This window comes from Acidovorax sp. GW821-FHT11A03 (assembly GCF_058809075.1).
This window is the reverse complement of sequence record NZ_JBXASG010000005.1, coordinates 57892-82361: the sequence shown is the minus strand read 5'-3', so window position 1 is coordinate 82361 and position 24470 is coordinate 57892. Positions and strand designations below refer to the sequence as shown.

Below are 24470 nucleotides of genomic sequence, written 5' to 3'. Positions count from 1 at the left end.
CCCGTGCCGGGCAATCCGCTACAGCAGCGGCATCAGGCGGGGCGGCCTGTCGTAGTACTCGGCGATGCGCGCGAGCGCCCGGGTGTTGAGCAGGCGCAGCCGCCCGTTCCTGATTTCATGCAGGCCCAGGGTGGCCAGCCGCCGCAGGGTCTTGTTGGTGTGCACCAGCGACAGCCCGAGCGCATCCGCGATGTGCTGCTGGTTCAGCGGAAACGCCACGGTGCCGTCGGCCTCCACCAGCCCGATGCGGTCCAGCCGCCGGTACAGGTGCATCAGCAGCATGGCCACGCGTTCGGTGGCGTTGCGGCGGCCGGCGGTCAGCAGGTTGTCGTCCACATGGCCCTCCTCGTGCGCCGACAGCCAGGTGATGTCGTAGCCCAGGCGCGGGTGCTCGCGAAACAACGCCCACAGGCTGTCGTTCTGGAACACGCACAGCGCGCAGTCGGTGAGCGCCTCGATGCCATGGGTGGACACCTCGCCAAACTCCTGCTGCAGCCCCACCAGGTCGCCCGGCAGCAGGAAGTTCAGGATCTGGCGGCGCCCGTCGCTCAGCGTCTTGTAGCGAAACGCCCAGCCCGCATACAGCGTGAACAGCCTGGCATTGACCTCGTTCTCGCGCACCAGCGCGCCACCGGCCTCCACGGCCAGGGTGGTGGTGCGAAAGCCTTCTATGAAGTCCAGCACCTCGGGCTTGACCGCCGTGAATGCCCCCGTTGCGCGCAGCCTGCATTCATGGCAGGTGGGCGGGCAGGCATGGGTGGGCAGGCTGGGGTTCATGGCGTGACGGAGGGTGGGGAGATTTTAGGGACTGCGGCCGGCATTCCAAGGGCTCCACGATGCCACGGCCCCGCCCGGTGGCGCGATAGTTACATGTATGTCTTTTGACATTGCACAACCACCGGGCGCTCCCTACATTGGGATCGTCTATGAAACCCAGCCCCGACCTCTACGAAGTGCTCTACGTGAGCACCCTCGCACCCGACCAACCCACCAGCGTGGTGGCCGAGGTCGCCGGGCGCGCGCGCCTGGTGAACGCGCAGCTTGACATCACGGGGCTGCTGATCTTCGACGGCCAGCGCTTCTGCCAGCAGCTGGAAGGCCCGCAGAAGGCCGTGCTCAAGCTCATCGAGCGCATCCGCAACGACCCCCGCCACATCAACGTCGAGGTGCTGCACAACGGCCCGCTGGCGGCGCGCCGCTTCCAGCAGTTCAGCCTGGCCTTCAGCACGGTGGAGGACGTGGATGCGCTCGCGCGCATGGAACGGCTCGACGGCGAAGCAGCGCTGGCCGCGTTCGAGTCCATGCGCAGCCAGCTCGTCCTCTGACACGCGCCCACGCGCCGGCCCCCATGGGCCCCTGCGGGGGCTGAAGCCGCGTCATGCGGCGTCCGGCCAGCGCCGCAGCAGCAGGCTGGCGTTCACCCCGCCGAAACCAAACCCGTTGAGCATGGCGTGCGTGAGCGCCATCGGCCGGGGCCGCAACGCCACCATGTCCAGCCCCTCGGCCAGCGCATCGGGCGTGTGCAGGTTCAGCGTGCCCGGCACCACCTGGTCGCGCAGCGCCAGCGCGGTGAAGATGGCCGCCACCGCTCCCGCCGCCCCCAGCAGATGGCCGGTGGCCGACTTGGTGGAGCTGATGGCCACCTGCGCCCCCGCGCCAAACACCCGGCGGATGGCGGCCAGCTCGCCCCGGTCGCCCACACCCGTGGACGTGGCGTGCGCGTTCAGGTGCTGCACGTCCTGGGCCGTGAGGCCTGCCTGCGCCAGGGCGGCCCACATGCTGCGCGCGGCGCCGTCACCGTCTTCGGGGCCCGAGGTGATGTGGTACGCGTCGGCCGACGTGCCGTAGCCCACCAGCTCGGCCAGCGGCCGCGCGCCGCGCGCGAGGGCATGGTCCAGCGCCTCGATCACCAGCATGCCCGCGCCCTCGCCCATCACGAAACCGTCGCGCTGCGCGTCAAACGGCCGCGAGGCCTGCTCGGGCGTGTCGTTGAACGCGGTGCCCAGGGCCTTGGCCGCCGCAAAGCCGCCCAGGCTCACGCGGTCAATGGCCGCCTCGCTGCCCCCGCACACGGCCACGTCGGCCTCGCCGCTGCGGATCAGGCGCGCGGCATCGCCAATCGCCTGCACGCTGGCGGCGCAGGCGGTGACCGGCGCACCCAGCGGCCCCTTGAGCCCGTGGCGGATCGACACCTGCCCCGCCGCCAGATTGACCAGGAACGACGGCACCGTGAACGGCGACAAGCGCTGCGGGCCGCGCGTGTCGGTGGTGCGCACCGCCTCGGCGATCGCCCCAAAGCCGCCAATGCCCGAGGCGATCACGGTGGCCGTGCGTTCGCGCGCCCGCTCGTCGGCCGGGGGCCACCCGGCCTGCGCCAGCGCCTGCTGCGCCGCGCCCAGCGCGAAGGGAATGAAGCGGTCCATCTTGCGCTGGTCCTTGGACGAGACGACGGCATCCACGTCCCAGCCACCTTCGGGGTCTTGAGCGACATCCGGCACCTGCCCCGCCACCTTGGCGGCAATGCCGTCCGTGACAGCGTCCGGCAGGCGCGACAGGCCCGAGCGCCCCGCCAGCAGGCGCCGCCACACCAGTTCCACACCGCAGCCCAGCGGCGACACCAGGCCCATGCCCGTGACCACGACGCGCCGCATCAGGCCACCGCCTTGTCGCAGCACACACCACTCCACACCTCGGCACCACGGCCGCCATGGATCATCTTCTTCATGGATTCACCTCGTCAGACAGATTGGGCGCAGCACCAGGAACCGGCTCCAGGGCACTGCGGCGACACGCGGAAACGATCCGCGCCTTTATGATTGCAGTCGTCATCATAAAGGCATCACCACTTTTTTGCGTACGATCGCAATCAATAAGAGGCAGCATGAAGGTTTCCAAAGCACAAGCCGCAGAGAACCGGCAGGGCATCCTGGACGCGGCATCCCGCCTGTACCGCGAGCGGGGGCTGACCGGCGTGGGCGTGGCCGACATCACGCGCGACGCCGGGCTCACGCATGGCGGGCTGTACCGGCATTTCGCCTCCAAGGACGCGCTGGTGCAGGAGGCCTGTGCGCGGGCGTTCGACTGGTCCATCGCCCCGCTGGACGGAGCCACTCCGAACACCACCATCGGCGAGCGCATCAAGAGCTACCTCTCGCCCCAGCACCGCGACTCGCCGGGCACAGGTTGCCCGGCCGCCGCGCTGGCGGTGGACGCCGCCCGGTCCGGCAGCGAGCTGTCGGAAGTGTTTGCCCAGGGCATCGAGCGCAACATCGGGCGTTTTGCCCAGCTGCTCTGCGGTGGTGACGCCACCGTGCAGCCCCAAGACCGCGCCCGCGCCATGCAGATGCTGGCCACCATGGTCGGCGGGCTGGTGCTGGCCCGCGCCACCGCCGCGGCGCGGCCGGCGTTGTCGGATGAAATATTGACGACCTTGCAGGCCCAGTTGATCGGGCTGCTGGGCGACGGCGACGCACGCTGACAACCTGGCGCTCACCCATTGCTATCAAAAAAAGAGCTGCTGGCGCTTGATGGTCAAGCGCCAGCAGCTCTTTGAAGCTCTATTGCACACCCGAACACCGGCGGGGCAGGCCCCTCTCCGGATCAGGCCGGAGCCCTCAGGCGCAGCAGGCGGCGTCGCCCCAGGCGGGAGCCCCGTTGCCCACGGATGCACGGCGCCACCACGATGCAGGGCGGGCACTGGCAGCCTCGCCGCGCACCCAGCGGTACTGCAGGCGGCGGCCGTTCAGGGGTTCCACCACCACCGACTGGCCCGCGGCGACCTGCAGCGACTGGCCGGCGCACAGAAACACATCGCTGCTGTCGCCCAGGCCCTTGCCCAGCGTCACCCAGGCCTGGCCTTCGGCGATGCGCAAGGTCATCGCGGCCCTGGGGGCCAGGCTGACGGCGGCGCCAGCGGCCACGGTGCCGGCGCCAGCGGCCGAAGCGCCCACGGCGCGGGAAGATGCGAACAGATGAAGAGCGTGAGAGGTTGTCATGGCATTCTCCGGGTTAACCCTAGTAAGACCGTATGGTGCGCGGCTTGCAGAACAACGTCCAATGAAAAGCACGGCACCGATTGATGCTTTTCCTGCATGTAGTCCTCAAGCGGGCCTGCGTTGTCCCTGTGGCGCTATCCGATTGAGAGCAAAGCGAGCCAGGCCAGCAGCAAACCGCCCGCCCGCGCCCGTCACCTCCCCCAACGCAGCGCCCAGGGCACGCCCGCCCTGCCCCAGGGCATGCCCCAGGTCGCGCAGCGGCTGCACCACGCCACATTCCCAGTCGCGGGCGGCCAGGCTGTGGGGCTGGGTCGTCGCCGGGGCGGCCGCACCATCCCAGTGGAAAGCCACGGGCTCGGTGCCGCCGCCGGGGTTCCAGGCCTCCATCACCACATGCTGGCCCGGCGCGACAGCCAGCTGCTCGCCCGCCCGCAGCAGATGGTCGGCCGTGGCACCGGGCAGGTCCGCCAAAGACCCGCTCAGGGTGAGCCAGACCTGCCCCTGGGCAATCTGCAGCACGCCATGGGTGTGCGGGCGCAGCGACAGCGCTTGGCCCGTGGCCAGCTTCCAGCAACCGGCCGCAGATCGGCCAGCCAGGCTGGCGTGCACGGATTGTTGCGATTCCAGAACGTTGCGGGGGGACATGACAGGCTCCTTGGCTTCGATGAAAAGGTGTTTCGGAGACTGGATGGTGCGCTCGGCGGCACACACAGTCCAATGAAAACGCGGTACGCTATTCATTCCGCCAACGCATGAATCGCATCCAGGACACCTGCCATGGCCTCTGCCGAATACTCCCCTGCCGTCCTTCGCACCCGCCCCGTCGCCACCGGCCATTGGCGCGCCTTTCTCGCCGTGGCCAAGCACCTGAACTTCCGCGCCGCCGCCGACGAGCTGGCGCTCACCCAGTCCGCCGTGAGCCGCCAGATCCAGGCACTGGAAGAAGAAGTGGGCGTGGCGCTGTTCCTGCGCCACACGCGGGCGGTGGAGCTGACCAGCGCGGGCGCGCAGCTGCAGCGCGCCGTGGCCCCGGCGCTCGAGCGCATGGACGCCGCCGTGCGCCTGGTGCGCCAGACGGCCGGGCGCCGCAGCGTGGCCATCACCACCTGGGCCAGCTTCGCATCGATGTGGCTGATCCCGCGCATGGAGGAGTTCCAGCGCGACAACCCGGGCATCGACATCCGCATTGATGCGAGCGACGTGCCGGTGGACCTGGAAACCTCGGACGTGGACCTGGCCCTGCGCTACAGCATGCCGGGCGCGGGCACCCTGGGCGGACAGCGCCTGTTTGGCGAGCAGCTGGCCGTGGTGGCCAGCCCCTGGCTACTCAAGAGCGGCAAGCCCCTGCGCACGCCGGCCGATGTCACCCAGTTCACGCTGATCGAGGCGGGCGACGCGCACCGCAGCCAGCACCTGGAATGGCTCAGCTGGCGCCGCTGGTTCGACGCGCGGGATTTGGCCAAGCTGCAGCCCGAGCGCTGGCTGTATTTCAACTACGCCCACCAGATCGTGCAGGCCGCCCTCGCCGGCCAGGGCCTGGCGCTGGCGCGCATGCCGCTGATTGCCGATGCACTGGCCGCAGGCGACCTGGTGGAGGTGCTGCCCGGCCACCGCATCGACTCCCCGCTGGCCTACTGGCTGATGGTGGGGCCCCGCAGCGCGCAGCGGCCGGAGATCAAGGCGTTTTGCGCCTGGCTGCAGGTGCAGGCCCAGGCCACGCGCGAGGCGATCGGGGATGTGCCCGACCCGGACCTGAACGACAACCTGGACTGACAGCAGAAAAGCGCGGGTCCGGCCGGACCTAGCGCTTTTGTTTTGATAGCTGCCAGCGCTTATCCATCAAGCGCCAGTGGCCAATTTGACTAAAAATCAGGCCAAGGTCACCCGTGCAAACTTGCGCTTGCCCACCTGCACCACGTAGGTGCCGGCGCCGAGCTTCAGGCCCTTGTCGCTGACCACGCTGCCATCCACCCGCACGCCGCCGCCATCGATCAGGCGGTTGGCCTCGCTGCCGGACGGCGCCAGGTTGGCCTGCTTGAGCAAGGCACCGATGCCCAGCGGCGCACCCGACAGGGACACTTCGGGGATCTCATCGGGCACGCCGCCCTTGCTGCGGTTGATGAAATCCTGCTCGGCCGCATCGGCCGCCGCAGCGCTGTGGAAGCGCGCGGTGATTTCCTTGGCCAGCATCACCTTCGCGTCCTTGGGGTTGCGCCCGCCCGCGACCTCGGCCTTGAGCGCGGCGATCTCGGCCAGGCTCTTGAACGACAGCAGCGTGTACCAGTCCCACATCAGCGTGTCGCTGATCGACAGCACCTTGGCGAACATGGTGTTGGGCTCTTCGGCGATGCCGATGTAGTTGTTCTTGGACTTGGACATCTTGTCCACGCCGTCCAATCCCACCAGCAGCGGCATGGTGAGCACGCACTGCGGTTCCTGGCCGTATTCCTGCTGCAGGTGGCGGCCCATGAGCAGGTTGAACTTCTGGTCGGTGCCGCCCAGCTCCAGGTCGCTTTTCAGGGCCACCGAGTCGTAGCCCTGCATCAGCGGGTACAGAAACTCGTGCACCGCGATGGATTGGCCGGTGGTGAAGCGCTTGTGGAAATCGTCGCGCTCCATCATGCGCGCCACGGTGTACCGGGAAGCCAGCTGGATCATGCCGCTCGCGCCCAGGGGCTCGCTCCATTCGCTGTTGTAGCGGATCTCGGTGCGCGCGGGGTCCAGCACCATGCTGGCCTGCTTGTAGTAGGTCTCGGCGTTCACCTTGATCTGCTCGGGCGTGAGCGGCGGGCGCGTGCTGTTGCGGCCGGAAGGGTCGCCGATCAGGCTCGTGAAGTCCCCGATCAGGAAGATCACCTGGTGGCCCAGATCTTGCAATTGCCGCATCTTGTTCAGCACCACCGTGTGGCCGATGTGGATGTCGGGTGCCGTGGGATCGAGTCCCAGTTTGATGCGCAGCGGCTGGCCCGTGGCCTCCGAGCGCGCCAGCTTCTTGACCCATTCGTCCTGCGGCAGCAGTTCCTGCACGCCGCGCAGCGAGATTTCAAGGGCCTGTCTTACACCATCAGAGACCGGGGTTGTTGTAACAGCAGATTGATTCATAAGGGTTTTTTGGGATGTCTAGACAGCATGCACCGCTATACTTCAGCCCACATTGCTTGAGGCGGATTCTAGTAGGCCCGCCGTTTCGACCTGTTTTCACGCTGTCGCATGGCCACATGCCTGGCAGCCTGTGTTCCTGGCCTCGCCCCGCCGTCGCAACGGGGGAGTTTCAGGAAGTCACGCTCACCCTGGGGATAGACCTTTGATTCACGGCCTCACTACGGTCCGCACCGCCAGCACCGCTTTGCTTGACCGGCTGTCCCGCACGATCCAACAACATCCCAAACGCATCACCGCCGCTGTCGCAGCCCTGCTGCTGACGGGCGGCGGCGGCGCGTTCGCCGTGGCGTCCTTCGCCCCCGACCCGGCCGAGCTGCCGGTGCGCATGGTGAGCTACCCCGTCGAATCGCTGGCCGAAAACCTCGTGCTGGGCGAGCTCGACGCCCCGGGCTTCTCGCTGTTCCGCTCCGAACAGGTGCGCAGCAGCGACACCCCCGAATCGCTGCTGCAGCGCCTGGGCGTGGCCGACCCGGCCGCCGCCGCGTTCATGCGCGGTGACACTCCTGTGCGACAAAATGTGCTCGGGCGCACCGGCCGTGCCGTGTCGGCCGAGACCACCGACGACCACCGCCTGACCCGCCTGACCGTGCGCTGGGTGCCCGACGACAGCGGCAGCTTCCGCCGGCTCATCGTCGAGCGCAACGGCGACAAATTCAGCTCCCGCATCGAAACCGCCAAGATGACGGTGGGCAGCCGCCTGGCGGGCGGCATCATCCACAGCTCGCTGTTCGCCGCCACCGATGCCTCCAACATCCCCGACGGCGTGGCCGTGCAGATGGCCGAACTCTTCTCGGGCAACATCGACTTTCGCCGTTCGCTGCGCAAGGGCGACCGCTTCTCGGTGGTGTATGAAACCCTGGAAGCCGACGGCGAGCCCCTGTCCAGCGGCCGGGTGCTGAGCGCCGAGTTCGTCAACAACGGCAAGACCCACCAGGCCCTGTGGTTCCAGGAGCCGGGCGCCGCCAAGGGCGCCTACTACACGCTCGACGGCGAGAGCATGCGCCGCGCCTACCTGACCTCGCCGGTCGAGTTCTCGCGCGTGACCAGCGGCTTCAAGATGCGCATGCACCCCATCCTGAAGACTTGGCGCGCTCACCTGGGCACCGATTTCGCGGCCCCCTCCGGCACCTCCGTGCGCACCGTGGGCGACGGCGTGGTCGAGTTTGCCGGCGTGCAGAACGGCTTTGGCAACGTGGTCTTCGTCAAGCACCGCAACCAGCACGTCACCGTGTACGCCCATCTGAGCCGCATCGACGTGCGCCAGGGCCAGTCCGTAGAACAGGGCCAGACGCTGGGCGCCGTGGGCGCTACCGGCTGGGCCACCGGCCCCCACCTGCATTTCGAATTCCGCGTGAACGGCGTGCACCAGGATCCGCAGACCATCGTCGCCCAGAGCGAAGCGGCGGCCCCCGTCTCGGCGGCCGGGCGACCCGCGTTCGAGCGCCTGGCGTCCAACATGCGCATCCAGCTGTCCGCTGCGGCGCTTGTCGAACAGGCCAGCGCAGACTGAGCCGCTGGCAGCATCCGCGCGCACATCCCCCGGGCCATGTCTGATCTGTACATCGGCCTGATGTCGGGCACCTCGCTCGATGGCATCGACGGGGTGCTGGCGGATTTTTCCGGCCCCCGCATGGTGGTCACGCACCACGCCAGCATGGCGTTCGCGCCGGAGCTGCGGGCGGAACTGCTCGCCCTGAACACCCCTGGCAGCAACGAGCTGCACCGCGCAGCGCTGGCGGGCAATGCGCTGTCGCGCGCGTATGCCGAGGTGGTGCACGCGCTGCTGGAGCGCAGCGGACAGCCGGCCAGCGCCATCCGCGCCCTCGGAGCCCACGGGCAGACGGTGCGCCACCGCCCCCAGGAATTCGACGGAACGGGCTACACCCTCCAGCTGGGCAGCCCCGCCGTGCTGGCGGAACGCACGGGCATCACCGTGGTGGCGGATTTCCGCAGCCGCGACGTGGCCGCCGGCGGCCAGGGTGCGCCCCTGGTGCCCGCGTTCCACCAGGGCGTGTTCGGCCGCGCGGACGAGACCGTGCTGGTGCTCAACCTCGGCGGCATCTCCAACCTCAGCGTGCTGGGTGCCGGGGGGGCCAGCGTGCTGGGGTTTGACTGCGGCCCCGGCAACGCGCTGATGGACCACTGGTGCCAGCAGCACACCGGCCAGCCTTTCGATGCGGACGGTGCATGGGCCGCGAGCGGCCAGGTGCTGCCGGCGCTGCTGGCCTCGCTGCTTGACGAACCCTTTCTGCACAAGCCCCCGCCCAAGAGCACGGGGCGCGACCTGTTCAACCCCATCTGGCTCGCGCGGCATCTGCAGCCATGGGCATCGGCGGACCCCGTGGACGTACAGGCCACCCTGACGGAATACACCGCCCGCGCTTGCGCCATCAGCGCCAATAGCTATCAAAATAATAGCACCACCCTGGCGGTGTGCGGTGGCGGCGCCCTGAACACCCACCTGATGGCGCGGCTGCAGGCCGCATGCCCCGCCGTGCGGGTCGTCGCCACCGATGCGCTGGGCCTGCCGGCCCTGCAGGTCGAGGCCGCGGCTTTTGCCTGGCTGGCGCGGCAGGCGCTGCACGGGCAGCCCGGCAACCTGGCCAGCGTCACCGGGGCCGTGGGCGCCCGCGTGCTGGGCGCGGTCTACCCCGCCTGATCCGGGCCGGGCCTGGCGGCCCCTTCCCCGAACCCCCCTTCAGCCGTGGTCCGTGGCGTCCGCCGTGGCTGCGGCCCGGCTGCCGGCGCGGTCCTGGGGCGACAGCTGCCAGAAGATGCCCGCCGAGGCCACGGTGATGAGCCCCATGCATGCGAACGTGGCCTGGAACGCCCTCAGCGTCTCCTGGGCGCCGCCGGCAGGGTAGAAATCAGTGAACGCAGCCAGCACCGCCCCTGCGGCCGCCACGCCCATTCCCATGGCCACCATCTGCACCATCGACAGCAGGCTGTTGCCGCTGCTTGCCATGGCATGTTCCAGGTCCTTGAGCGTCACGGTGTTCATGGCGGTGAACTGCAGGGAATTCACGGCACCAAAGACCGCCAGCTGCGCCACATGCACCCACAGGGGCTGCGTGGGAGCGGCCAGGCCAAAGCTGGCCATCGTGACGCCCACGAGCAGGGTGTTGCCCACCAGCACCTGCCGGTAGCCGAAACGGGTGATCAGCGGCGTGGTGAAGCGCTTCATCGACATGCCGGCGATGGCCACGGGCAGCATCATCATGCCGGCCTGCAGGGGCGAGTAGCCCATGGTGACCTGCAGCAGCAGCGGGACCAGGAATGGCATGCAGGAGCTGCCCAGGCGCGAGAACAGGTTGCCCAGCAGACCGATGCGCAGTGTGTCAATGGAAAAGAGCCGCGGCGAAAACAGCGGGTCGGCCCGCCGCGCCGCGTGCAGCCAGTAGGCCACCAGGCTGGCCAGCCCGAAGACCATCAGCACCAGCACGCCCGCCTGGCGCAGCCCCATGCTGGCCAGGCCGTCCAGCGCCAGCGAGAGCGACACCATGCCGAAGGCGAGCATCAGGTAGCCCGCCAGGTCGAAGCGGGGCACGAAGGTCACGGGCTCGCCCGGCATGAAACGCAGGGTGGCGATGCAGCCCACCAGCCCCACCGGCACATTGATGAGGAAGATCCAGTGCCACGACGCCGCCTCCACGAGCCAGCCGCCCAGCGTGGGGCCGATCAGTGGCCCGATCAGGCCCGGAATGGCAACGAAACTCATGGCCTGCAGGAACTGCTCGCGCGGAAAGGTGCGCAGCACCACCAGCCGCCCCACCGGCAGCAGCAACGCCCCGCCCAGCCCCTGCACCACGCGCGCCGCCACCAGCTGGGTCAGGCTTTGCGCGAGCGCGCAGCACACCGAACCCAGCACGAACAGCACGATGGCGGACAGATAGACGCGCCGTGAACCAAAACGGTCGGCCAGCCACCCGGAAGCCGGTATCAGCATGGCCATGGCCAGCGAATAGGCCACCACCACCGACTGCATGCGCAGCGGGCTTTCTCCAAGGCTGCGGGCCATGGCGGGCAGCGCGGTGTTGACGATGGTGGCGTCCAGCGTCTGCATGAAGAAGCCGATGGCCACCAGCCACAGGAGCACTTTCAGGGATCTGTCTTGCTGCATGGCGCGCCAGGATGGCTTTTCCAGGAAAACGAAAAGGGGTATCCCCATGAAAAAAGCCGCCCGTCCGGGCGGCTTGTCGTTTCATTCCGTGCCGCTGGCGCGGCGCAGAGGTCCACCCTCAGGCGGAGAAGCTGGAGCCGCAGCCGCAGGTGGTGGTGGCGTTGGGGTTCTTGATGACGAACTGGGCGCCCTGCAGGTCTTCCTTGTAGTCGATCTCGGCGCCGACCAGGTACTGGTAGCTCATGGCATCGATCAGCAGCGACACGCCATTCTTGGTCATGGTGGTGTCGTCTTCGTTGGTGATTTCATCGAAGGTGAAGCCATACTGGAACCCCGAGCAACCGCCACCCTGCACGAAAACGCGCAGTTTCAGGTCAGGATTGCCCTCTTCGGCGATCAGGTCCGCCACCTTGGCCGCCGCGCTGTCCGTGAACAGAATGGGGGCGGGCATTTCGGTCTGGATGTTTTCGGCAACAGCGCTCATGGGGTACTCCGGGTTCAATGTTTGCGGTGAATAGTACTGCAGACCGCTCGGGAATTCAGTTCACTGGCTGTTTGACGCTAACTTCAGTGGGGGCTTTTCCTCCACCAGCACGGCCACAGGGCACATCTGCCCGGCGATCACGGCGCCCTGGTGCATCTCCAGCGCCTTGTAGTGCACATTGCCTGTGATCTTGGCCTTGGGCTGCAGTTCCAGCAATTCCGCGGCATGCACGGGGCCCACCACCTGCCCGTTGACGATCACATGGTCGGCGTGCACCGCACCCTCCACCCGGGCCGTCTCGGAAATCACCAGAATGCTGGACTGCTCCGATCCCGCGCGGATGTCCCCCACCACCTCGCCATCGATGCGCATCCCTTCTGCGAAGTGCACATCCCCCTCGATCCGGGTGCCCTGGGCGACCAGGCTTTTGATCGGTGGCTGCTTTTTGCGGGAAAACATGGGTGAGAACTCCTGAAAGGACACGCTCCGGCCGAAAGGAGCGTGCGGATGGGAAACAACGGGATGCCAGGCCCATCGCGCACCGGCGCGGCCTCTGCGCGGGCCCGGCGCTTGCGGCGGGGGCCTCTCTCGACGACGACAGCCTGGCCGGGGCCATCGCGTGCGCCTTGCGGGTGCTCCTACTAGTCGATGGCCATGGCCTGCACGGCGCGCACTGTTGTGCCTTCCAGCACGCGGGCGGTCACGGTTTTTACCACGGCGCTGGGCGGCAGATCGAGGACCCCCTCGATGCGCCGGTACTGCTTGACCTGCAGGGGCTGCCCCTGGGCCGGCTGGGTCTGCGTCCAGGGCTTGCCGTCCTGGGTGCCTGCCAGCACCAGTTCCAGCCGGCCATTGAACTCGGGCGCATTGCGCGCGGCCTGGATCACCAGGACCTGCCAGCGCAGCTGCATCCCTCCCAGCACTTCGGCCTGCAGGCTGCGAATCGCGAGCCCTTCGGTCTTTGCCGCGGGAATCAGCTTCTCGAAAAACCCCAGGTCCTCGCGCAGCGTCCGATTGTCCGCCTCGAGCTGTCGCACCTGAGCCATCAGGCTTTCCTTGGCGGCCCGCTCGGTCACGAGCAGGCTCTCGGCCGTATGGGCCACCGTCTGCTGCTCCTGGCCCACGCCGCGCAGGCGGGCCACCTCCGCGCGCAACTGGAGCAATTCGTCCCGGGAAACGGAGTCCAGGCCCGCGATCGACTTGCCGAACTCGAAGGCCCACAGCGCCACCGCCGCGCAGAACCCGAAAACCACCGCCAAGGCCAGCCAGCGCAGGGGCCAGGGCAAGGCGCTGCGGATGGCCACCCGGGGGGCGCTGATCGTCAGCCGGCGGCGCAGAAGGCGAAGGCGCATGGTGAAAACAGGGGAGTCATCGGGGAGACCCGGGAGAAAAGAGCGCACCTTAAACGAAAAAACCGCCCGGAGGCGGTTTTTGCTCTGTAAAGCAATCCAGGACGGAGCGCTTTGCAGGGGTTGGACATCCGCCCAGGGGCGGGTGTCCGACAGTGCCCAGCCAGCTTAACGCTTGGAGAACTGCTTGGCGCGGCGTGCGGAGTGCAGGCCGACCTTCTTACGTTCGACTTCACGTGCATCGCGCGTCACGAAGCCGGCTTGGCTCAGGACGGGCTTGAGGGATGCGTCGTAATCGATCAGGGCGCGGGTGATGCCGTGGCGGGCAGCGCCGGCCTGGCCGGATTCACCACCGCCGTGGACGTTGATCTGGATGTCGAAGGTTTCGACATGGTTGGTCAACGCCAGGGGTTGCTTGGCAATCATGATCGAGGTTTCGCGGCCGAAGTAGGACTGGATGTCCTTGCCGTTCACCGTGATCTTGCCGGAGCCTTTTTTCAGAAACACGCGGGCGACGCTGGACTTGCGACGGCCGGTGCCATTGTTCCATTCACCAATCATCTCAAGGCTCCTTAGATTTCCAGCACTTTGGGCTGCTGGGCGGTGTGGGGATGCTCAGCACCACCGTACACCTTGAGTTTCTTGATCATCGCGTAGCCAAGGGGGCCCTTGGGCAGCATGCCCTTGACGGCCTTTTCCAGCGCGCGGCCGGGGTGCTTGGCTTGCATGTCGCGGAAGTTCGTGGCCGTGATGCCGCCGGGGTAACCCGAGTGGCGGTAGTACACCTTGTCCAGGGACTTGGTGCCGGTGACCTTGAGCTGGGCGGCGTTGATGATGACGATGAAGTCACCGGTATCGACGTGAGGCGTGTAAATGGCCTTGTGTTTGCCGCGCAAACGGAGAGCAACTTCGCTGGCTACTCGTCCGAGGACCTTGTCGGTCGCGTCAATCACAAACCACTCGTGCACGACCTCAGCGGGCTTGGCGCTGAAAGTAGTAGTCATGAGTTTTCTCTTATGAAGAGGGTTTGGCGGGTCCTTTTCCACGGTCGGTGCTTCTCTGAAGGAAGCCTCTTAGGTGGCGAAAATGTCTCCGCCGCGGGACCACAAAGCGCTGCGAAGCCCTCGATTATACGAATTTGCGTGCCAGGGGCGCAAGCCGCCCGTGCGCACAGTGCTCCAGGCCCCGGCGGCCACCCTCAGTTGGGGGTCTGGCGGCGGCGCTGCTCCTCGGCCTCATAGCGGCGGCGGTTTTCCACGCACACGGCCTGCCCCGCCTGCGATGGCTTCTGGCATTCCTGGTGGATGCACATGGGCCGCGCCAGGAAATTGGCGTCGGCACAGGCCTCCTGCGGACTGGGCACGCGCGGCGGCAGCGGGCGAGGCTTGGGCTCGGCCACGACCGGGGGCGGCGGTGGCGGGGGTTCCTCGTGCACCACGGCCTGCACGGGTGCGGGCTCGGGCGCCGCGCGCTTCGCGGTCCGGGGCGGCGTGCGCGGCGCGGAGGCCGGAACAAAGGCAGGCGCAGGCAGGGATGCAGCCACCGCAGCGCCCGCCGCGCCGTCAAGGGAAGCCACCGCAGCCGGCGCGCTCGCAGCCATGTCGGCCAGCGCGGTCTCCACCAGGGCGGGCGGCGTGGCAGCCGGCCGCTCGGCCATCTCGGTGATGATGTCGTCGTGCGGCGCCTTGCTGCTCTGGGCCCAGCGCAGTCCTGCCGCCGAGGCCACCACGGCAAAAACGGCCACGCCCAACCAGACCACCACGGGGGAGCGCCGCGCCGTTCTGGCCGCCTTGCTTGCGGCACGGGGAACCTCACGCTCCATCGGCCGCGGCCGGTGATCGTGCGCATGCCGCGCGGCGGCCCCGTGCCGGTGGCCGGCCGCAGGGTCGTCATAGCGGGAGTCGTCGGCCACGACGGTATCCCCGGCGTCGATGAAGACCGTGTCTCCAGCCTCGGCGGCCACCGTGTCCGGCCCCCCGAGCATCACGGTGTCGCCGCCGGCCGCGGCCTCCTCCCTGGAGGGGTCGTCCTCGCGCGCATCGCGGGCGGGCGCCTGCGCCGCGGCGCGCGGCGCCTGGGGCGGTATCTCCACCACGCTGCTGGCCGCGGACGTCACATCCACCGTGGGCGTGAGCAGGCCCGGGCCGGGCTGGTCGGCGGGCTCGACCCAGATGTCGCCCAGATCGGCACGGAAATCGAAATGTTCGCTTCCTTCCGGCGCGGACGTCATCTCCATGAGCTGCAGGAACGCATCGATGCTCTGCGGCCGGTCCTCGGGCTTAAGCGCCAGGGATTGCGCGATCGCCGCCACGAAGGGCGCGGAATATTCCACGCCGAACTGGCGCTTGACGGTTCTTGCCACCCGGGAGAACGACACCATGCGATCACGGATGGAACGCAGGGTCGCGGGCAGCGGGGTGTCGTTGCACAGGCAGCCATGCACCACGGCGGCCAGGGAGTACAGGTCGCTCCAGGGGCCCTGGCGCAGTTCCTCGTCGCCGTCGGAATACTGCTCGATGGGTGCGTAGTTCACCTTGAGCACGGCCGTGTGCTTGCGGTCCTGGTCATTGATCGCATGCCGGGCGGCGCCCAGGTCCAGCAGCACCGGAGGGCCACTGTCCTGCAGGAAGATGTTGTCGGGCGAAATGTCCCGGTGCAGGGTTTTCCCGTCGTGCAGCACCCGCAGGGCGCCGAGCACCGACCACAGCACCTTGCGCAGCCAGATCTCGGGGGGCGGGGTGCGCATCTGAGCGCGGGCCTGCTTGAACGTCATGCCGGTGTACAGCGGCATGACCATGTACGCGGTGTTGTTGGCCTCCCAGAAGCGGAACACCTTCACGAGCGAGGGATGGTCGAACTGGGCCAGCAGGCGCGCCTCTCCCACGAAAGACGCCAGCCCGGCATGGAAGGTCTGCTGGTCGGACGACGACCGCACCCACAGCGACTGGCCCTGCGCACGGCCCGCCAGCGCCGAAGGCATGTACTCCTTGATCGCCACCGCCCGGTGCAGAGAATGGTCGAAGGCCTTGTAGACCATGCCGAACCCGCCCACGCCAAGGAGCGCCAGGATCTCGAATTCCGCGAGGCGGGTGCCGGGGGGCAGCGCATCCACATGGCTGACACCACTGGCAGAGGCTTGGCTGGAACTTGCGATCATGGTGAAGAGAATGGGGCGTGAATGCGGGCTTCGGCGGGGGATTGTGAGCGAACGGGTGCCAAGGCCGTTTTCATCGCAATCATGAAGCATGCCAGCATGCATGACAGAAACAAAAGGCTTCCGGTCTGCCAAAAAAGTTACACACCCTGGTCAGACAAGCGCCGATTGTGCCGCGCCATGGGGACAGGCAGCGCCCGGGCCCATGACAAATTCGCATCGGATCATGACCGCGCGCCCGGGGCCTGCCGCCGGGCCATGGCCCCATCGACTGCGCTGCGCCGGGGGCGCACTCGTTACCATAGGGCCATGTTCAGTTATCGCCACGCCTTCCACGCAGGCAACCATGCCGATGTGCTCAAGCACACGGTCTTGATCGCCGCCTTGCAACACCTTACCGAGAAAGACGCGGCACTGACCGTGCTGGACACCCACGCGGGCGCGGGACTGTACCGGCTCGATGGCGACTATGCCAGCACCAGCGGCGAGGCCGCGGACGGCATCGTCCGGCTTTTTGCACCCACCGCGCCCGCCCTCACGCCCGCCCTGCAGGCCTATGTGGACATGGTCCGCGCCTTCAACCAGGGCAGTGCGCTGCGCGTGTACCCGGGCTCCCCGTTCATCGCCCAGCGCCTGCTGCGCGGCCACGACAAGCTCAAGCTCTTCGAGCTGCATCCCACGGACCTGCGGGCGCTGGCGGGCAACGTGGCCCAGCTGGAGGCAGGCCGCCAGGTGGCCGTCCTGCACGAAGACGGGTTTGAGGGGATCAAAAAATTCCTACCCCCGCCGGCCCGCCGCGCGCTTGTGCTCTGCGACCCCAGCTATGAAATCAAGAGCGACTACGCCAAGGTGCTCGACATGGCCGCCGACTCGCTCAAGCGTTTTGCCACCGGCACCTATGCGTTCTGGTACCCCATCATCCCGCGCCCGGAAGCCCACGACCTGCCGCGCCGCCTCAAGACGCTGGCCACCAAGGCCGGCAAGGGCTGGCTGCATGCCACGCTCACGGTCAAGAACAGCAAGCTCACTGAAAACGCCGCGGGCGACGTCAAGCGCCCCGGCCTGCCGGCCAGCGGCATGTTCCTGATCAACCCGCCCTTCACCCTGAAGGCGGCGCTGAAGACCGCGCTGCCGCAGATGGTGGAATTGCTGGCGCAAGACAAGCACGCCACGCACACGCTCGAATCCGGCGGCTGACGGCGGCTGACGGCGGCAGTCAGGGGGCGGGGCAGTCCCGCTCGCCCTCGTCCAGCGCAAAAAGCTCCACGGGTTTGAGCCCCAGGCCCACCATCCCCAGCACCTCGGCGGCCCCCCGGCTCAGGTCGATCACGCGGTTGCCCGTGTGCGGGCCCCGGTCGTTGATGCGGACCACGACCGAACGGCCCGTGGCCTGGCTGCGCACGCACACGCGCGAGCCGAACGGCAAGGTGGGATGCGCCGCGGTGAGCGCCTTCATGTCGAAGGGCTCTCCGCTGGCCGTGCGGCGCTTGTGGAACTTCGCGCCGTACCAGGAGGCCAGGCCCACCTCGTCGGCGGGCAGGCGCAGCTGCGGGGCCTGCGGGCTTTCGGTGCCATCCTCCCGCCCACCGGGGCGCGACGGCGGGTCGATCAGCATGGCCTCGCCCGGCACGCTCAGCAGGTGCGGGGCCAGTGCGTCGGCCTCGGCGGACAGCCCCTGCGCACGCCCCCAGGACGAGCAGCCCCACACCGAAACACCGCAGCAGACCACCCCGAGCACCTTCCACCACAGGGCGGCCCGGCGGCCCTCCACCGGGCCCGTCACCGCGGCATCGCCGCGCGGCTGGCGCATCAGATCCCCAGCCGGCGACAGATCTCCAGCGTCGCGGCACTCTGGTTCATCGTGTAGAAGTGCAGGGCCGGCACGCCGGCACTGCGCAACCGGTCGCACAGGTCGGTCACCACATCCAGGCCAAAGGCCTTGATGCTCGCCGTGTCGTCGCCGAAAGACTGCAGGCGCAGCCGGATCCAGCGGGGAATCTCGGCGCCGCAGGCGTCCGAGAAACGCATCAACTGGGTGGAGCTTCCGATGGGCATGATGCCGGGCACCACGGGCACATCGGCGCCCAGGCGCTGCGTGTCTTCCACGAAGCGGAAGTACGCATCGCTGTTGTAGAAATACTGGGTGATCGCCGAGTCCGCTCCGGCCTGCACCTTGGCGATGTACGCCTTCAGGTCCGCCTCGGGCGACTTGGCCTGGGGGTGGACCTCGGGGTAGGCCGCCACCTCGATATGGAAGTCCCGGCCGGTCTCCGCACGGATGAAGGCCACCAGGTCGCTGGCGTAGTGGAACTCCCCGCCCGCGCCATAGCCGCTGGGCAGATCACCGCGCAGCGCGACCAGGCGCTTGACGCCCATGTCCTTGAGCATGGCAAGCTGCTCGCGCACGGACTGGCGCGTGGCGCCAATGCACGAGAAGTGCGAGGCTGCGCCGACCCCCTCGGCCAGGATTTCGCGCACCGTGCCAAACGTGCCCTCCTGCGTGGAACCGCCCGCGCCGTAGGTCACCGAACAGAAATCAGGGTGCAGCGCATACAGCTGCTGGCGCGCGGTGCGCAGCTTGTCGGCCCCCTCCGGCGTCTTGGGCGGGAAAAACTCGAAGCTCACCGGGAAACCGATGCCCTGGGCATTGGCAGCAATCATGTGGCCCTCCTCGCATAAACAAAAAATTCACGGTTGCCGTCGCCGCCCTGGATCGGGCTGTCCAGCCAGGCGTGCACCGCCAGGCCCAGTTCGGCGCAGCAGTCACGGATGCGCTTTTCCACCACGGCGTACAGCGCCTCGTCGCGCACGATGCCGCCCTTGCCCACCTGGCCGGGCTGCAGCTCGAACTGCGGCTTGACCAGCATGAGCAGGTGGCCGTCGGGCCGCAGAAATGCGGCGATGGCAGGCAGCACCAGGGTCAGCGAAATGAAGGACAGGTCGCCCACCACCACGTCGAACAACGGGGTCGTGTCCACGGCCGCGCATTCGGCGCGGCGCCGGCGCTGGACGGGCAGCGTGCCCAGCGCGCGCGCCTCGGCACGCTGCGCACGCTCGGACTTGAAGGCTTCGATGTCCTGGTCCTTGGCGTCGCCGCTGTCATCGTAGGCGTCGTCCACCAGCCCGCCGTTGCGCATCCAGCTGTAGGGCGCCTCGGGCTGGGTCTCGTTGTCCTCGTCCACATCGACGGCTTCGGAGAGCGCGTCCTCGCACGCCCGCTGCAGCGCCTCGGCGGTCAGCGAGCGCGCATTCACGCCCTCGACGCACACCACCCGCAGATCGCTGCGCAGCCGCTCGTGCAGCTGGCCGTGGCCCACGTCCACGCCGACGACCTGCGCCGCGCCCTGCTGCAACAGGCAATCGGTGAACCCACCGGTGCTCTGCCCCACGTCCAGGCAGCGCAGCCCGGCCACGGGCAGGCCCGTGGCCCGCAAGGCGCCTTCCAGCTTGAGCCCGCCGCGCGAGATGTACTTGGCCTCGGCATCGTCCAGCAGCTTCACCTCGGCCACGGACGGGATGTCATCGCCGTTCTTGGCCACCTTCTGCCAGGGCGCCAGCGGCGACAGGCGCCACTCGACGCCTGCAGCAATCAGCCGCTGTGCCTGCGAACGCGTGGCCGCATGGCCGGACTCCACCAAAAAAACATCTGCGCGCATGCGTCACTCTCTCGTCAATCGACGATGGATTTCATAGCCAAAATGGCTTCTACCGCTTTATCCACAAGCGCTGGCCGCTCCCAAAAAAGGAGCATCAACAGCCACCCGCACGATCAGTAGCGGTACGTGTCGGGCTTGTACGGGCCTTGCTTGGGCACACCGATGTAGGCGGCCTGCTCGTCGGAAAGTTCCGTGAGCATCGCGCCCACCTTCTTGAGGTGCAGGCGCGCCACCTTCTCGTCGAGGTGCTTGGGCAGCACGTAGACCTTGCCGTTCTCGTAGTAGTCGCTGTGGGTGAACAGCTCGATCTGGGCGATGGTCTGGTTGGCGAAGCTCGACGACATCACGAAGCTCGGGTGGCCCGTGCCGCAGCCCAGGTTCACCAGGCGGCCCTTGGCCAGCAGGATGATGCGCTTGCCGTCCGGGAAGATCACGTGGTCCACCTGGGGCTTGATCTCTTCCCACTCGTACTGCTCGAGCGTCGCGACCTGGATCTCGTTGTCGAAGTGGCCGATGTTGCAGACGATGGCCTGGTCCTTCATGGCCTTCATGTGGTCGTGGGTGATCACGTCCTTGTTGCCGGTGGTGGTCACGAAGATGTCGGCCTTGTCGGCGGCGTATTCCATCGTCACGACCTTGTAGCCTTCCATCGCGGCCTGCAGGGCGTTGATGGGGTCGATCTCGGTCACCCAGACCTGGGCGCTCAGGGCGCGCAGGGCCTGGGCAGAGCCCTTGCCCACGTCGCCGTAGCCGGCCACGCAGGCCACCTTGCCGGCGATCATCACGTCGGTGGCGCGCTTGATACCGTCCACCAGCGACTCGCGGCAGCCGTACAGGTTGTCGAACTTGCTCTTGGTCACCGAGTCGTTCACGTTGATCGCGCGGAACATCAGAGAGCCCTTGGCCGACATTTCCTTCAAGCGGTGCACGCCGGTCGTGGTCTCTTCGGTCACGCCGATGATCTGCGCGCTCTTGCGGCTGTACCAGGTCGGGTCCACGGCCAGCTTGGCCTTGATGGAGGCGAACAGGCAGGTTTCTTCTTCGCTGGTGGGGTTGGCGATCAGCGATGCGTCCTTTTCGGCGCGCTTGCCCAGGTGCATCAGCAGCGTGGCGTCGCCGCCGTCGTCCAGGATCAGGTTGGGGCCTTCGCCTTCGGTGCCGGCGGGGCCGAAGTCAAAAATGCGGTGGGTGTAGTCCCAGTATTCGGCCAGGGTCTCGCCCTTCACGGCGAACACGGGCGTGCCGCTGGCGGCAATCGCGGCAGCGGCGTGGTCCTGCGTGGAGAAGATGTTGCACGAAGCCCAGCGCACCTCGGCACCCAGGGCCTGCAGCGTCTCGATCAGCACGGCGGTCTGGATCGTCATGTGCAGGCTGCCGGTGATGCGGGCGCCCTTGAGCGCCTGCTTGGCGGCGAATTCCTCGCGGATGGCCATCAGGCCGGGCATCTCCGTTTCGGCGATGCGGATCTCTTTACGGCCCCAGGCGGCCAGGCCGATGTCGGCAATGATGCAGTCGGTGTTGACCGGGGCGTTGACGCGTGCGTTCATGATGGTGTGCTCCAAAGCATGTTTGAAAGACCACATTCAGCGCGGGGATGAGACGGAAGGCTCACCACACGAGAAGTGGATGAGCGTCGTTGCTAGATGACTCCGAGCCTCACGCCCCGCCAGTGCTGGGGACGCTGCAACGCTCCTCGGATCGGCGGATTATAAAAGCAAGTGCGGGAGGCGAGGGAGCGCCCCGCCTCGGTGCCTTGGGCCGCGCTACGGCGCCAGCACTACCACGTGGCCTTCCTGCGGATCGATGCGGCCCGCATGCAGGTCCTCGACCAGGGCCTGCGCCGCCGCGAAACCCTGGTGTTCGCGCACCCGCATCCAGGGCTGGTGCGCGCTGCCGACGCGGTCGATGAACGCGCGCTGGGCGGCATTGAACTTCTGGTTGACCACCTCGGGGCCCCAGTCCGCATTGCGCTTCCTGATCTGCACCGGCGCGAAATAGAACACGGGCGCGGGCCCCGGCAGGGCCGTGTCGCGCAGGAAGTGCGTGTTCTGCGCCGACCCCGCATAGCAGTCGTACACCAGGGCATCGCCCAGGTGGTGGTGCACGCGCGAGCGCAGATCCTCGTCGCCCGAGAAATCGACATACAGCGTGGGCACACCGGCATCCAGGGCCTCCAGCTCGCCATACGCCACCGTGCGCTGGTAGCAGCCCAGGCCCTGCACGAAGGCACTGTTGCGCGGCGCGGTGAGCCCCACGCGCTCGATCTGCCCGGGCCCCTCCAGGCAGAACGCGGTGCCGTAGGCCGTCTTGCTCGATGCGCTGGAGAACAGCAGCCGCCGCGCGCCGAAAAATCCGTTGTCCTGCAGGAAGTCCGCCAGCATGAACGAGGTGATGAACAGCGGCCGCACCAGCATCTGGTAGTTTTCATCGCCCGCCCGGTATGCCGGGTCGGCGCTGGTGCGCGTGTACTGGTTGTAGGCCGAGGTGAGCGACTGGCGGTGCTCCGCGCCGTCGTAGAAGCCCCGGGCCGTCACGCGCACGGGCGCCATGCGCACATGGCTCGCAATGGGCCAGTAGCCGTAGAAGCGCTCGCCCACGGCCACGCCCTGCACGCCGGAGGCCACCACGTCGGCAAAGCCCCACACGGGCATGTGGCCCCAGCCCGCTTCGCCCGTGGGGAAAAAGTCCCAGTACTTCATCGCGTCGCCAAAGGCGGCGTAGGTGATGTTGTTCGTGGTCACCGCCACGCGGTCCACGCGCAGCAGGGCCTCGCCGGGCTGCAGTGGAGCAAGGGGGAGCTCCTCGGTGCGGGTGTGATTCAATGCATTCCTGTCGGTCAACAGGCGGGTGAGCAGCGTCATGGGAAGTCTCCGTTTCAAGGGTGAAAAAACACTCAGGGCACTGTATGGCGCCCTGCCGCCGCGTGGGTTCGGAAACCGGTGAACCCGCCGCGCAAGACCCTTGCCGCCAGCTCCAGCGCGGCCCCCAGGCCGCTCAAGCGCCCCCGCCAGGCCCGGGCGCGCTTCACGGTGCAGGCCATCTACGACGCCTTTGTTCGGATTTGGCAACGCGACGGCTGGGACAAGCTCACCACGCGCAACGTGGCGCTGGAAACCGGCATTTCCGTCGGCACGCTGTACGACTATTTCCCCAACAAGACAGCGCTGCTGTCGGGCTATGTGCGCCACTGCGTCGAGGCCCTGCTCGCCGCCATCGACCGCGAGGCCGTGCAGCCCGAGGGCCTGCCATGGACGCAGCGCATCCACCATCTCGTGCGCCTGGTGGGCGGCGTGGATGCGCCCGGGCTGCCGCCCTTCCACCCCGACATGCTGGCGCTGGAGGCGCAGATGGCCGAGCCCCGGCACCACCGCCGCGTGCACGAAGAGCTGGCCGCCGCCTGGGGCCGGGTGATTGCCGCCTGCACCGACCTGCCCCGCCCGCCCGGGCAAGCACTGCTGCAGGCGTTGCACCTCTCGGCCTGGGGTGGGCGGCGCTATGCGCTGCTGCTGCAGCTCGATCCCGCCGCCATGCGGCAGTGGGCCGACGGTGTGGAGCAACTGTGCTGCGCCGCCATCGTGCAGGCCGCCAGCGCGCCGGACTGAAGCCCTGTCACCTGCGCGGCTGCCTTGCCCCGCGGGCCGCCCGACACTGGCGCCCTCACCAAAAAACACCAACGGAGCACTGCATGGACCCCAAGGACAAGGTCATCATCGTCACCGGCGGCGCCAGCGGCATCGGCCGCAGCATCGCGCGGCGTTTTGCGCAGGAAGGCGCCCGCGCCGTGGTCGTGGCCGACCTGCACCTCGCGCCCGCGCAGGCCGTGGCCGACGAGATCGGTGGCCTGGCCGTGCGCTGCGATGTGTCCAAGGAGGCCGACATCCAGGCGCTGGTGGCCACCACGCGCGAGCGCTACGGCCGGGTCGATGCCTACATCTCCAACGCCGGCATCCTGGGCCGCCCGGGCGGCATCGAACTCGAGGACCCACTGTGGGACGCCATGTGGAACATCCACGGCATGGCCCACGTGTGGGCCGCACGCGCCGTGGTGCCCGAGATGGTGGAGCGCGGCGAGGGCTTCTTCCTCGTCACGGCCTCGGCGGCGGGGCTACTGACCATCGTCGAGTCCGCCCCCTACGCCGTCACCAAGCATGCCGCCGTGGCCTTCGCCGAGTGGCTGCGCATCGCCTACGGCCGCAAGGGCGTGGGTGTGGCCTGCCTGTGCCCGCAGTCGGTGCAGACCGCCATGGTGACGGGCGATGGCGGTTCGGCCTCGCACGACGGCATCCTGCCGCCCGAACAGGTGGCGGGCGACGTGCTGGCCGCCATGCAGGACAGGCGCTTCCTGGTGCTGCCCCACCCCGAAGTGGCCCAGTATTTCCGCAACAAGGGCCAGGACTACGAGCGCTGGCTGGGCGGCATGCAGAAGATGTATGCCCGGCACGCCCAGGCGCAGGCACAGGCCAGCTGAACGGAAACGGGCGTTGAAGAACGGCCGGAAGAGGGTTCGCAGCGGGCGCCGGTAAAATCGCCGCTTCCGGGCGCCGCTGCGC

At 68.0% G+C, this 24470-nt stretch carries 25 protein-coding genes and 1 riboswitch; of the genes, 8 read left to right on the top strand and 17 right to left on the bottom strand.

Annotated features, from left to right (window positions below; genetic code table 11):
* Nucleotides 1-18: 18 nt before the first annotated feature.
* Nucleotides 19-777: a Crp/Fnr family transcriptional regulator gene (locus AC1RVY_RS13630; RefSeq protein ID WP_218296228.1), complete on the bottom strand. Its 759-nt coding sequence runs from the start codon at nucleotides 775-777 to the stop codon at nucleotides 19-21.
* Nucleotides 778-926: 149 nt separating this feature from the next.
* Here AC1RVY_RS13630 and AC1RVY_RS13625 point away from each other — a divergent pair, with 149 nt between their 5' ends.
* Complete coding sequence (locus AC1RVY_RS13625; protein ID WP_218296229.1) at nucleotides 927-1325, top strand: BLUF domain-containing protein; 399 nt, start codon at nucleotides 927-929, stop codon at nucleotides 1323-1325.
* Nucleotides 1326-1376: 51 nt separating this feature from the next.
* On the opposite strand, the gene fabF is transcribed toward AC1RVY_RS13625, so the two are convergent.
* Complete coding sequence (gene fabF, locus AC1RVY_RS13620; protein WP_218339849.1) at nucleotides 1377-2651, bottom strand: beta-ketoacyl-ACP synthase II; 1275 nt, start codon at nucleotides 2649-2651, stop codon at nucleotides 1377-1379.
* A 230-nt stretch (nucleotides 2652-2881) separates the two neighbouring features.
* On the opposite strand from fabF, the gene AC1RVY_RS13615 reads away from it, so the two are divergent.
* On the top strand, nucleotides 2882-3478 hold the full coding sequence (locus AC1RVY_RS13615; protein ID WP_492806846.1) for a TetR/AcrR family transcriptional regulator: 597 nt from the start codon (nucleotides 2882-2884) through the stop codon (nucleotides 3476-3478).
* A 136-nt stretch (nucleotides 3479-3614) separates the two neighbouring features.
* Here the strand turns inward: AC1RVY_RS13615 and AC1RVY_RS13610 are convergent, their stop codons facing one another.
* Both AC1RVY_RS13610 and AC1RVY_RS13605 read right to left on the bottom strand, forming a co-directional pair.
* Nucleotides 3615-3995 carry a DUF2917 domain-containing protein gene (locus tag AC1RVY_RS13610; RefSeq protein ID WP_369643449.1) on the bottom strand — a complete coding sequence of 127 codons (381 nt, stop codon included), beginning with the start codon at nucleotides 3993-3995 and terminating at the stop codon, nucleotides 3615-3617.
* Nucleotides 3996-4100: 105 nt separating this feature from the next.
* Nucleotides 4101-4640, bottom strand: a complete 540-nt coding sequence (locus AC1RVY_RS13605; protein ID WP_369643450.1) for a DUF2917 domain-containing protein — start codon at nucleotides 4638-4640, stop codon at nucleotides 4101-4103.
* Nucleotides 4641-4772: 132 nt separating this feature from the next.
* Here AC1RVY_RS13605 and AC1RVY_RS13600 point away from each other — a divergent pair, with 132 nt between their 5' ends.
* Nucleotides 4773-5768 (top strand): LysR substrate-binding domain-containing protein, encoded by a 996-nt coding sequence (locus AC1RVY_RS13600; protein ID WP_218296233.1) that lies wholly within the window; start codon nucleotides 4773-4775, stop codon nucleotides 5766-5768.
* Nucleotides 5769-5864: 96 nt separating this feature from the next.
* Here the strand turns inward: AC1RVY_RS13600 and tyrS are convergent, their stop codons facing one another.
* On the bottom strand, nucleotides 5865-7097 hold the full coding sequence (gene tyrS, locus AC1RVY_RS13595) for a tyrosine--tRNA ligase (RefSeq protein WP_492806845.1): 1233 nt from the start codon (nucleotides 7095-7097) through the stop codon (nucleotides 5865-5867).
* Nucleotides 7098-7299: 202 nt separating this feature from the next.
* Between tyrS and AC1RVY_RS13590 the strand changes: the two genes are divergently transcribed.
* Together AC1RVY_RS13590 and AC1RVY_RS13585 are read left to right on the top strand one after the other, a co-directional pair.
* Entirely contained in the window at nucleotides 7300-8667 is a 1368-nt protein-coding gene (locus AC1RVY_RS13590; protein ID WP_218339853.1) for a M23 family metallopeptidase, read from the top strand.
* Nucleotides 8668-8703: 36 nt separating this feature from the next.
* Nucleotides 8704-9816 (top strand): anhydro-N-acetylmuramic acid kinase, encoded by a 1113-nt coding sequence (locus AC1RVY_RS13585; RefSeq protein WP_492806844.1) that lies wholly within the window; start codon nucleotides 8704-8706, stop codon nucleotides 9814-9816.
* A gap of 39 nt (nucleotides 9817-9855) precedes the next feature.
* On the opposite strand, the gene mdtD is transcribed toward AC1RVY_RS13585, so the two are convergent.
* The 7 genes from mdtD to AC1RVY_RS13550 all read right to left on the bottom strand — a co-directional run bounded on the left by mdtD (nucleotide 9856) and on the right by AC1RVY_RS13550 (nucleotide 16267).
* The gene (gene mdtD / locus AC1RVY_RS13580) at nucleotides 9856-11277 is read right to left on the bottom strand and encodes a multidrug transporter subunit MdtD (RefSeq protein WP_492806843.1); all 1422 of its coding nucleotides are present in this window, start codon (nucleotides 11275-11277) and stop codon (nucleotides 9856-9858) included.
* 118 nt (nucleotides 11278-11395) lie between these two features.
* Nucleotides 11396-11761, bottom strand: a complete 366-nt coding sequence (erpA, locus tag AC1RVY_RS13575) for an iron-sulfur cluster insertion protein ErpA (RefSeq protein WP_008907234.1) — start codon at nucleotides 11759-11761, stop codon at nucleotides 11396-11398.
* 60 nt (nucleotides 11762-11821) lie between these two features.
* A complete protein-coding gene (locus AC1RVY_RS13570) occupies nucleotides 11822-12220 on the bottom strand; it encodes a bactofilin family protein (RefSeq protein ID WP_218296238.1) in 399 nt (132 codons plus the stop codon).
* 182 nt (nucleotides 12221-12402) lie between these two features.
* Nucleotides 12403-13113, bottom strand: coding sequence for a DUF6776 family protein (locus AC1RVY_RS13565; protein ID WP_218296239.1), 711 nt, complete (start codon nucleotides 13111-13113; stop codon nucleotides 12403-12405).
* 165 nt (nucleotides 13114-13278) lie between these two features.
* A complete protein-coding gene (gene rpsI / locus AC1RVY_RS13560; protein WP_005798582.1) occupies nucleotides 13279-13671 on the bottom strand; it encodes a 30S ribosomal protein S9 in 393 nt (130 codons plus the stop codon).
* A gap of 11 nt (nucleotides 13672-13682) precedes the next feature.
* Nucleotides 13683-14114 (bottom strand): 50S ribosomal protein L13, encoded by a 432-nt coding sequence (rplM, locus tag AC1RVY_RS13555; RefSeq protein WP_008907237.1) that lies wholly within the window; start codon nucleotides 14112-14114, stop codon nucleotides 13683-13685.
* A 194-nt stretch (nucleotides 14115-14308) separates the two neighbouring features.
* The gene (locus tag AC1RVY_RS13550; RefSeq protein WP_492806842.1) at nucleotides 14309-16267 is read right to left on the bottom strand and encodes a serine/threonine protein kinase; all 1959 of its coding nucleotides are present in this window, start codon (nucleotides 16265-16267) and stop codon (nucleotides 14309-14311) included.
* A gap of 306 nt (nucleotides 16268-16573) precedes the next feature.
* Here AC1RVY_RS13550 and AC1RVY_RS13545 point away from each other — a divergent pair, with 306 nt between their 5' ends.
* Nucleotides 16574-17461 (top strand): 23S rRNA (adenine(2030)-N(6))-methyltransferase RlmJ, encoded by an 888-nt coding sequence (locus tag AC1RVY_RS13545; protein ID WP_218296241.1) that lies wholly within the window; start codon nucleotides 16574-16576, stop codon nucleotides 17459-17461.
* Nucleotides 17462-17480: 19 nt separating this feature from the next.
* On the opposite strand, the gene AC1RVY_RS13540 is transcribed toward AC1RVY_RS13545, so the two are convergent.
* The 5 genes from AC1RVY_RS13540 to AC1RVY_RS13520 all read right to left on the bottom strand — a co-directional run bounded on the left by AC1RVY_RS13540 (nucleotide 17481) and on the right by AC1RVY_RS13520 (nucleotide 22781).
* A complete protein-coding gene (locus tag AC1RVY_RS13540) occupies nucleotides 17481-18074 on the bottom strand; it encodes a septal ring lytic transglycosylase RlpA family protein (protein WP_369643454.1) in 594 nt (197 codons plus the stop codon).
* Nucleotides 18074-18925: a methylenetetrahydrofolate reductase [NAD(P)H] gene (gene metF / locus AC1RVY_RS13535; protein ID WP_218296243.1), complete on the bottom strand. Its 852-nt coding sequence runs from the start codon at nucleotides 18923-18925 to the stop codon at nucleotides 18074-18076. The genes AC1RVY_RS13540 and metF overlap by 1 nt, the downstream gene beginning before the upstream one ends.
* A complete protein-coding gene (locus tag AC1RVY_RS13530) occupies nucleotides 18922-19920 on the bottom strand; it encodes a TlyA family RNA methyltransferase (protein WP_492806841.1) in 999 nt (332 codons plus the stop codon). Before AC1RVY_RS13530 ends, metF begins: the two co-directional genes overlap by 4 nt.
* Before the next feature lie 113 nt (nucleotides 19921-20033).
* Nucleotides 20034-21467 (bottom strand): adenosylhomocysteinase, encoded by a 1434-nt coding sequence (ahcY, locus tag AC1RVY_RS13525; RefSeq protein ID WP_218339859.1) that lies wholly within the window; start codon nucleotides 21465-21467, stop codon nucleotides 20034-20036.
* 74 nt (nucleotides 21468-21541) lie between these two features.
* Nucleotides 21542-21621, bottom strand: a riboswitch (S-adenosyl-L-homocysteine riboswitch).
* A 62-nt stretch (nucleotides 21622-21683) separates the two neighbouring features.
* A complete protein-coding gene (locus AC1RVY_RS13520; protein WP_369643457.1) occupies nucleotides 21684-22781 on the bottom strand; it encodes a DUF2855 family protein in 1098 nt (365 codons plus the stop codon).
* A gap of 78 nt (nucleotides 22782-22859) precedes the next feature.
* Between AC1RVY_RS13520 and AC1RVY_RS13515 the strand changes: the two genes are divergently transcribed.
* A complete protein-coding gene (locus tag AC1RVY_RS13515; protein ID WP_492806840.1) occupies nucleotides 22860-23522 on the top strand; it encodes a TetR/AcrR family transcriptional regulator in 663 nt (220 codons plus the stop codon).
* Nucleotides 23523-23605: 83 nt separating this feature from the next.
* A complete protein-coding gene (locus tag AC1RVY_RS13510) occupies nucleotides 23606-24388 on the top strand; it encodes an SDR family oxidoreductase (protein WP_492806839.1) in 783 nt (260 codons plus the stop codon).
* The last annotated feature ends 82 nt before the right edge of the window (nucleotides 24389-24470 follow it).

Coding starts and splice junctions, on each gene's coding strand:
- AC1RVY_RS13630 (WP_218296228.1), bottom strand. CDS start 777: ATGAACCCCAGCCTGCCCACCCATGCCTGCCCGCCCACCTGCCATGAA.
- AC1RVY_RS13625 (WP_218296229.1), top strand. CDS start 927: ATGAAACCCAGCCCCGACCTCTACGAAGTGCTCTACGTGAGCACCCTC.
- fabF (WP_218339849.1), bottom strand. CDS start 2,651: ATGCGGCGCGTCGTGGTCACGGGCATGGGCCTGGTGTCGCCGCTGGGC.
- AC1RVY_RS13615 (WP_492806846.1), top strand. CDS start 2,882: ATGAAGGTTTCCAAAGCACAAGCCGCAGAGAACCGGCAGGGCATCCTG.
- AC1RVY_RS13610 (WP_369643449.1), bottom strand. CDS start 3,995: ATGACAACCTCTCACGCTCTTCATCTGTTCGCATCTTCCCGCGCCGTG.
- AC1RVY_RS13605 (WP_369643450.1), bottom strand. CDS start 4,640: ATGTCCCCCCGCAACGTTCTGGAATCGCAACAATCCGTGCACGCCAGC.
- AC1RVY_RS13600 (WP_218296233.1), top strand. CDS start 4,773: ATGGCCTCTGCCGAATACTCCCCTGCCGTCCTTCGCACCCGCCCCGTC.
- tyrS (WP_492806845.1), bottom strand. CDS start 7,097: ATGAATCAATCTGCTGTTACAACAACCCCGGTCTCTGATGGTGTAAGA.
- AC1RVY_RS13585 (WP_492806844.1), top strand. CDS start 8,704: ATGTCTGATCTGTACATCGGCCTGATGTCGGGCACCTCGCTCGATGGC.
- mdtD (WP_492806843.1), bottom strand. CDS start 11,277: ATGCAGCAAGACAGATCCCTGAAAGTGCTCCTGTGGCTGGTGGCCATC.
- erpA (WP_008907234.1), bottom strand. CDS start 11,761: ATGAGCGCTGTTGCCGAAAACATCCAGACCGAAATGCCCGCCCCCATT.
- AC1RVY_RS13570 (WP_218296238.1), bottom strand. CDS start 12,220: ATGTTTTCCCGCAAAAAGCAGCCACCGATCAAAAGCCTGGTCGCCCAG.
- AC1RVY_RS13565 (WP_218296239.1), bottom strand. CDS start 13,113: ATGCGCCTTCGCCTTCTGCGCCGCCGGCTGACGATCAGCGCCCCCCGG.
- rpsI (WP_005798582.1), bottom strand. CDS start 13,671: ATGATTGGTGAATGGAACAATGGCACCGGCCGTCGCAAGTCCAGCGTC.
- rplM (WP_008907237.1), bottom strand. CDS start 14,114: ATGACTACTACTTTCAGCGCCAAGCCCGCTGAGGTCGTGCACGAGTGG.
- AC1RVY_RS13550 (WP_492806842.1), bottom strand. CDS start 16,267: ATGATCGCAAGTTCCAGCCAAGCCTCTGCCAGTGGTGTCAGCCATGTG.
- AC1RVY_RS13545 (WP_218296241.1), top strand. CDS start 16,574: ATGTTCAGTTATCGCCACGCCTTCCACGCAGGCAACCATGCCGATGTG.
- AC1RVY_RS13540 (WP_369643454.1), bottom strand. CDS start 18,074: ATGCGCCAGCCGCGCGGCGATGCCGCGGTGACGGGCCCGGTGGAGGGC.
- metF (WP_218296243.1), bottom strand. CDS start 18,925: ATGATTGCTGCCAATGCCCAGGGCATCGGTTTCCCGGTGAGCTTCGAG.
- AC1RVY_RS13530 (WP_492806841.1), bottom strand. CDS start 19,920: ATGCGCGCAGATGTTTTTTTGGTGGAGTCCGGCCATGCGGCCACGCGT.
- ahcY (WP_218339859.1), bottom strand. CDS start 21,467: ATGAACGCACGCGTCAACGCCCCGGTCAACACCGACTGCATCATTGCC.
- AC1RVY_RS13520 (WP_369643457.1), bottom strand. CDS start 22,781: ATGACGCTGCTCACCCGCCTGTTGACCGACAGGAATGCATTGAATCAC.
- AC1RVY_RS13510 (WP_492806839.1), top strand. CDS start 23,606: ATGGACCCCAAGGACAAGGTCATCATCGTCACCGGCGGCGCCAGCGGC.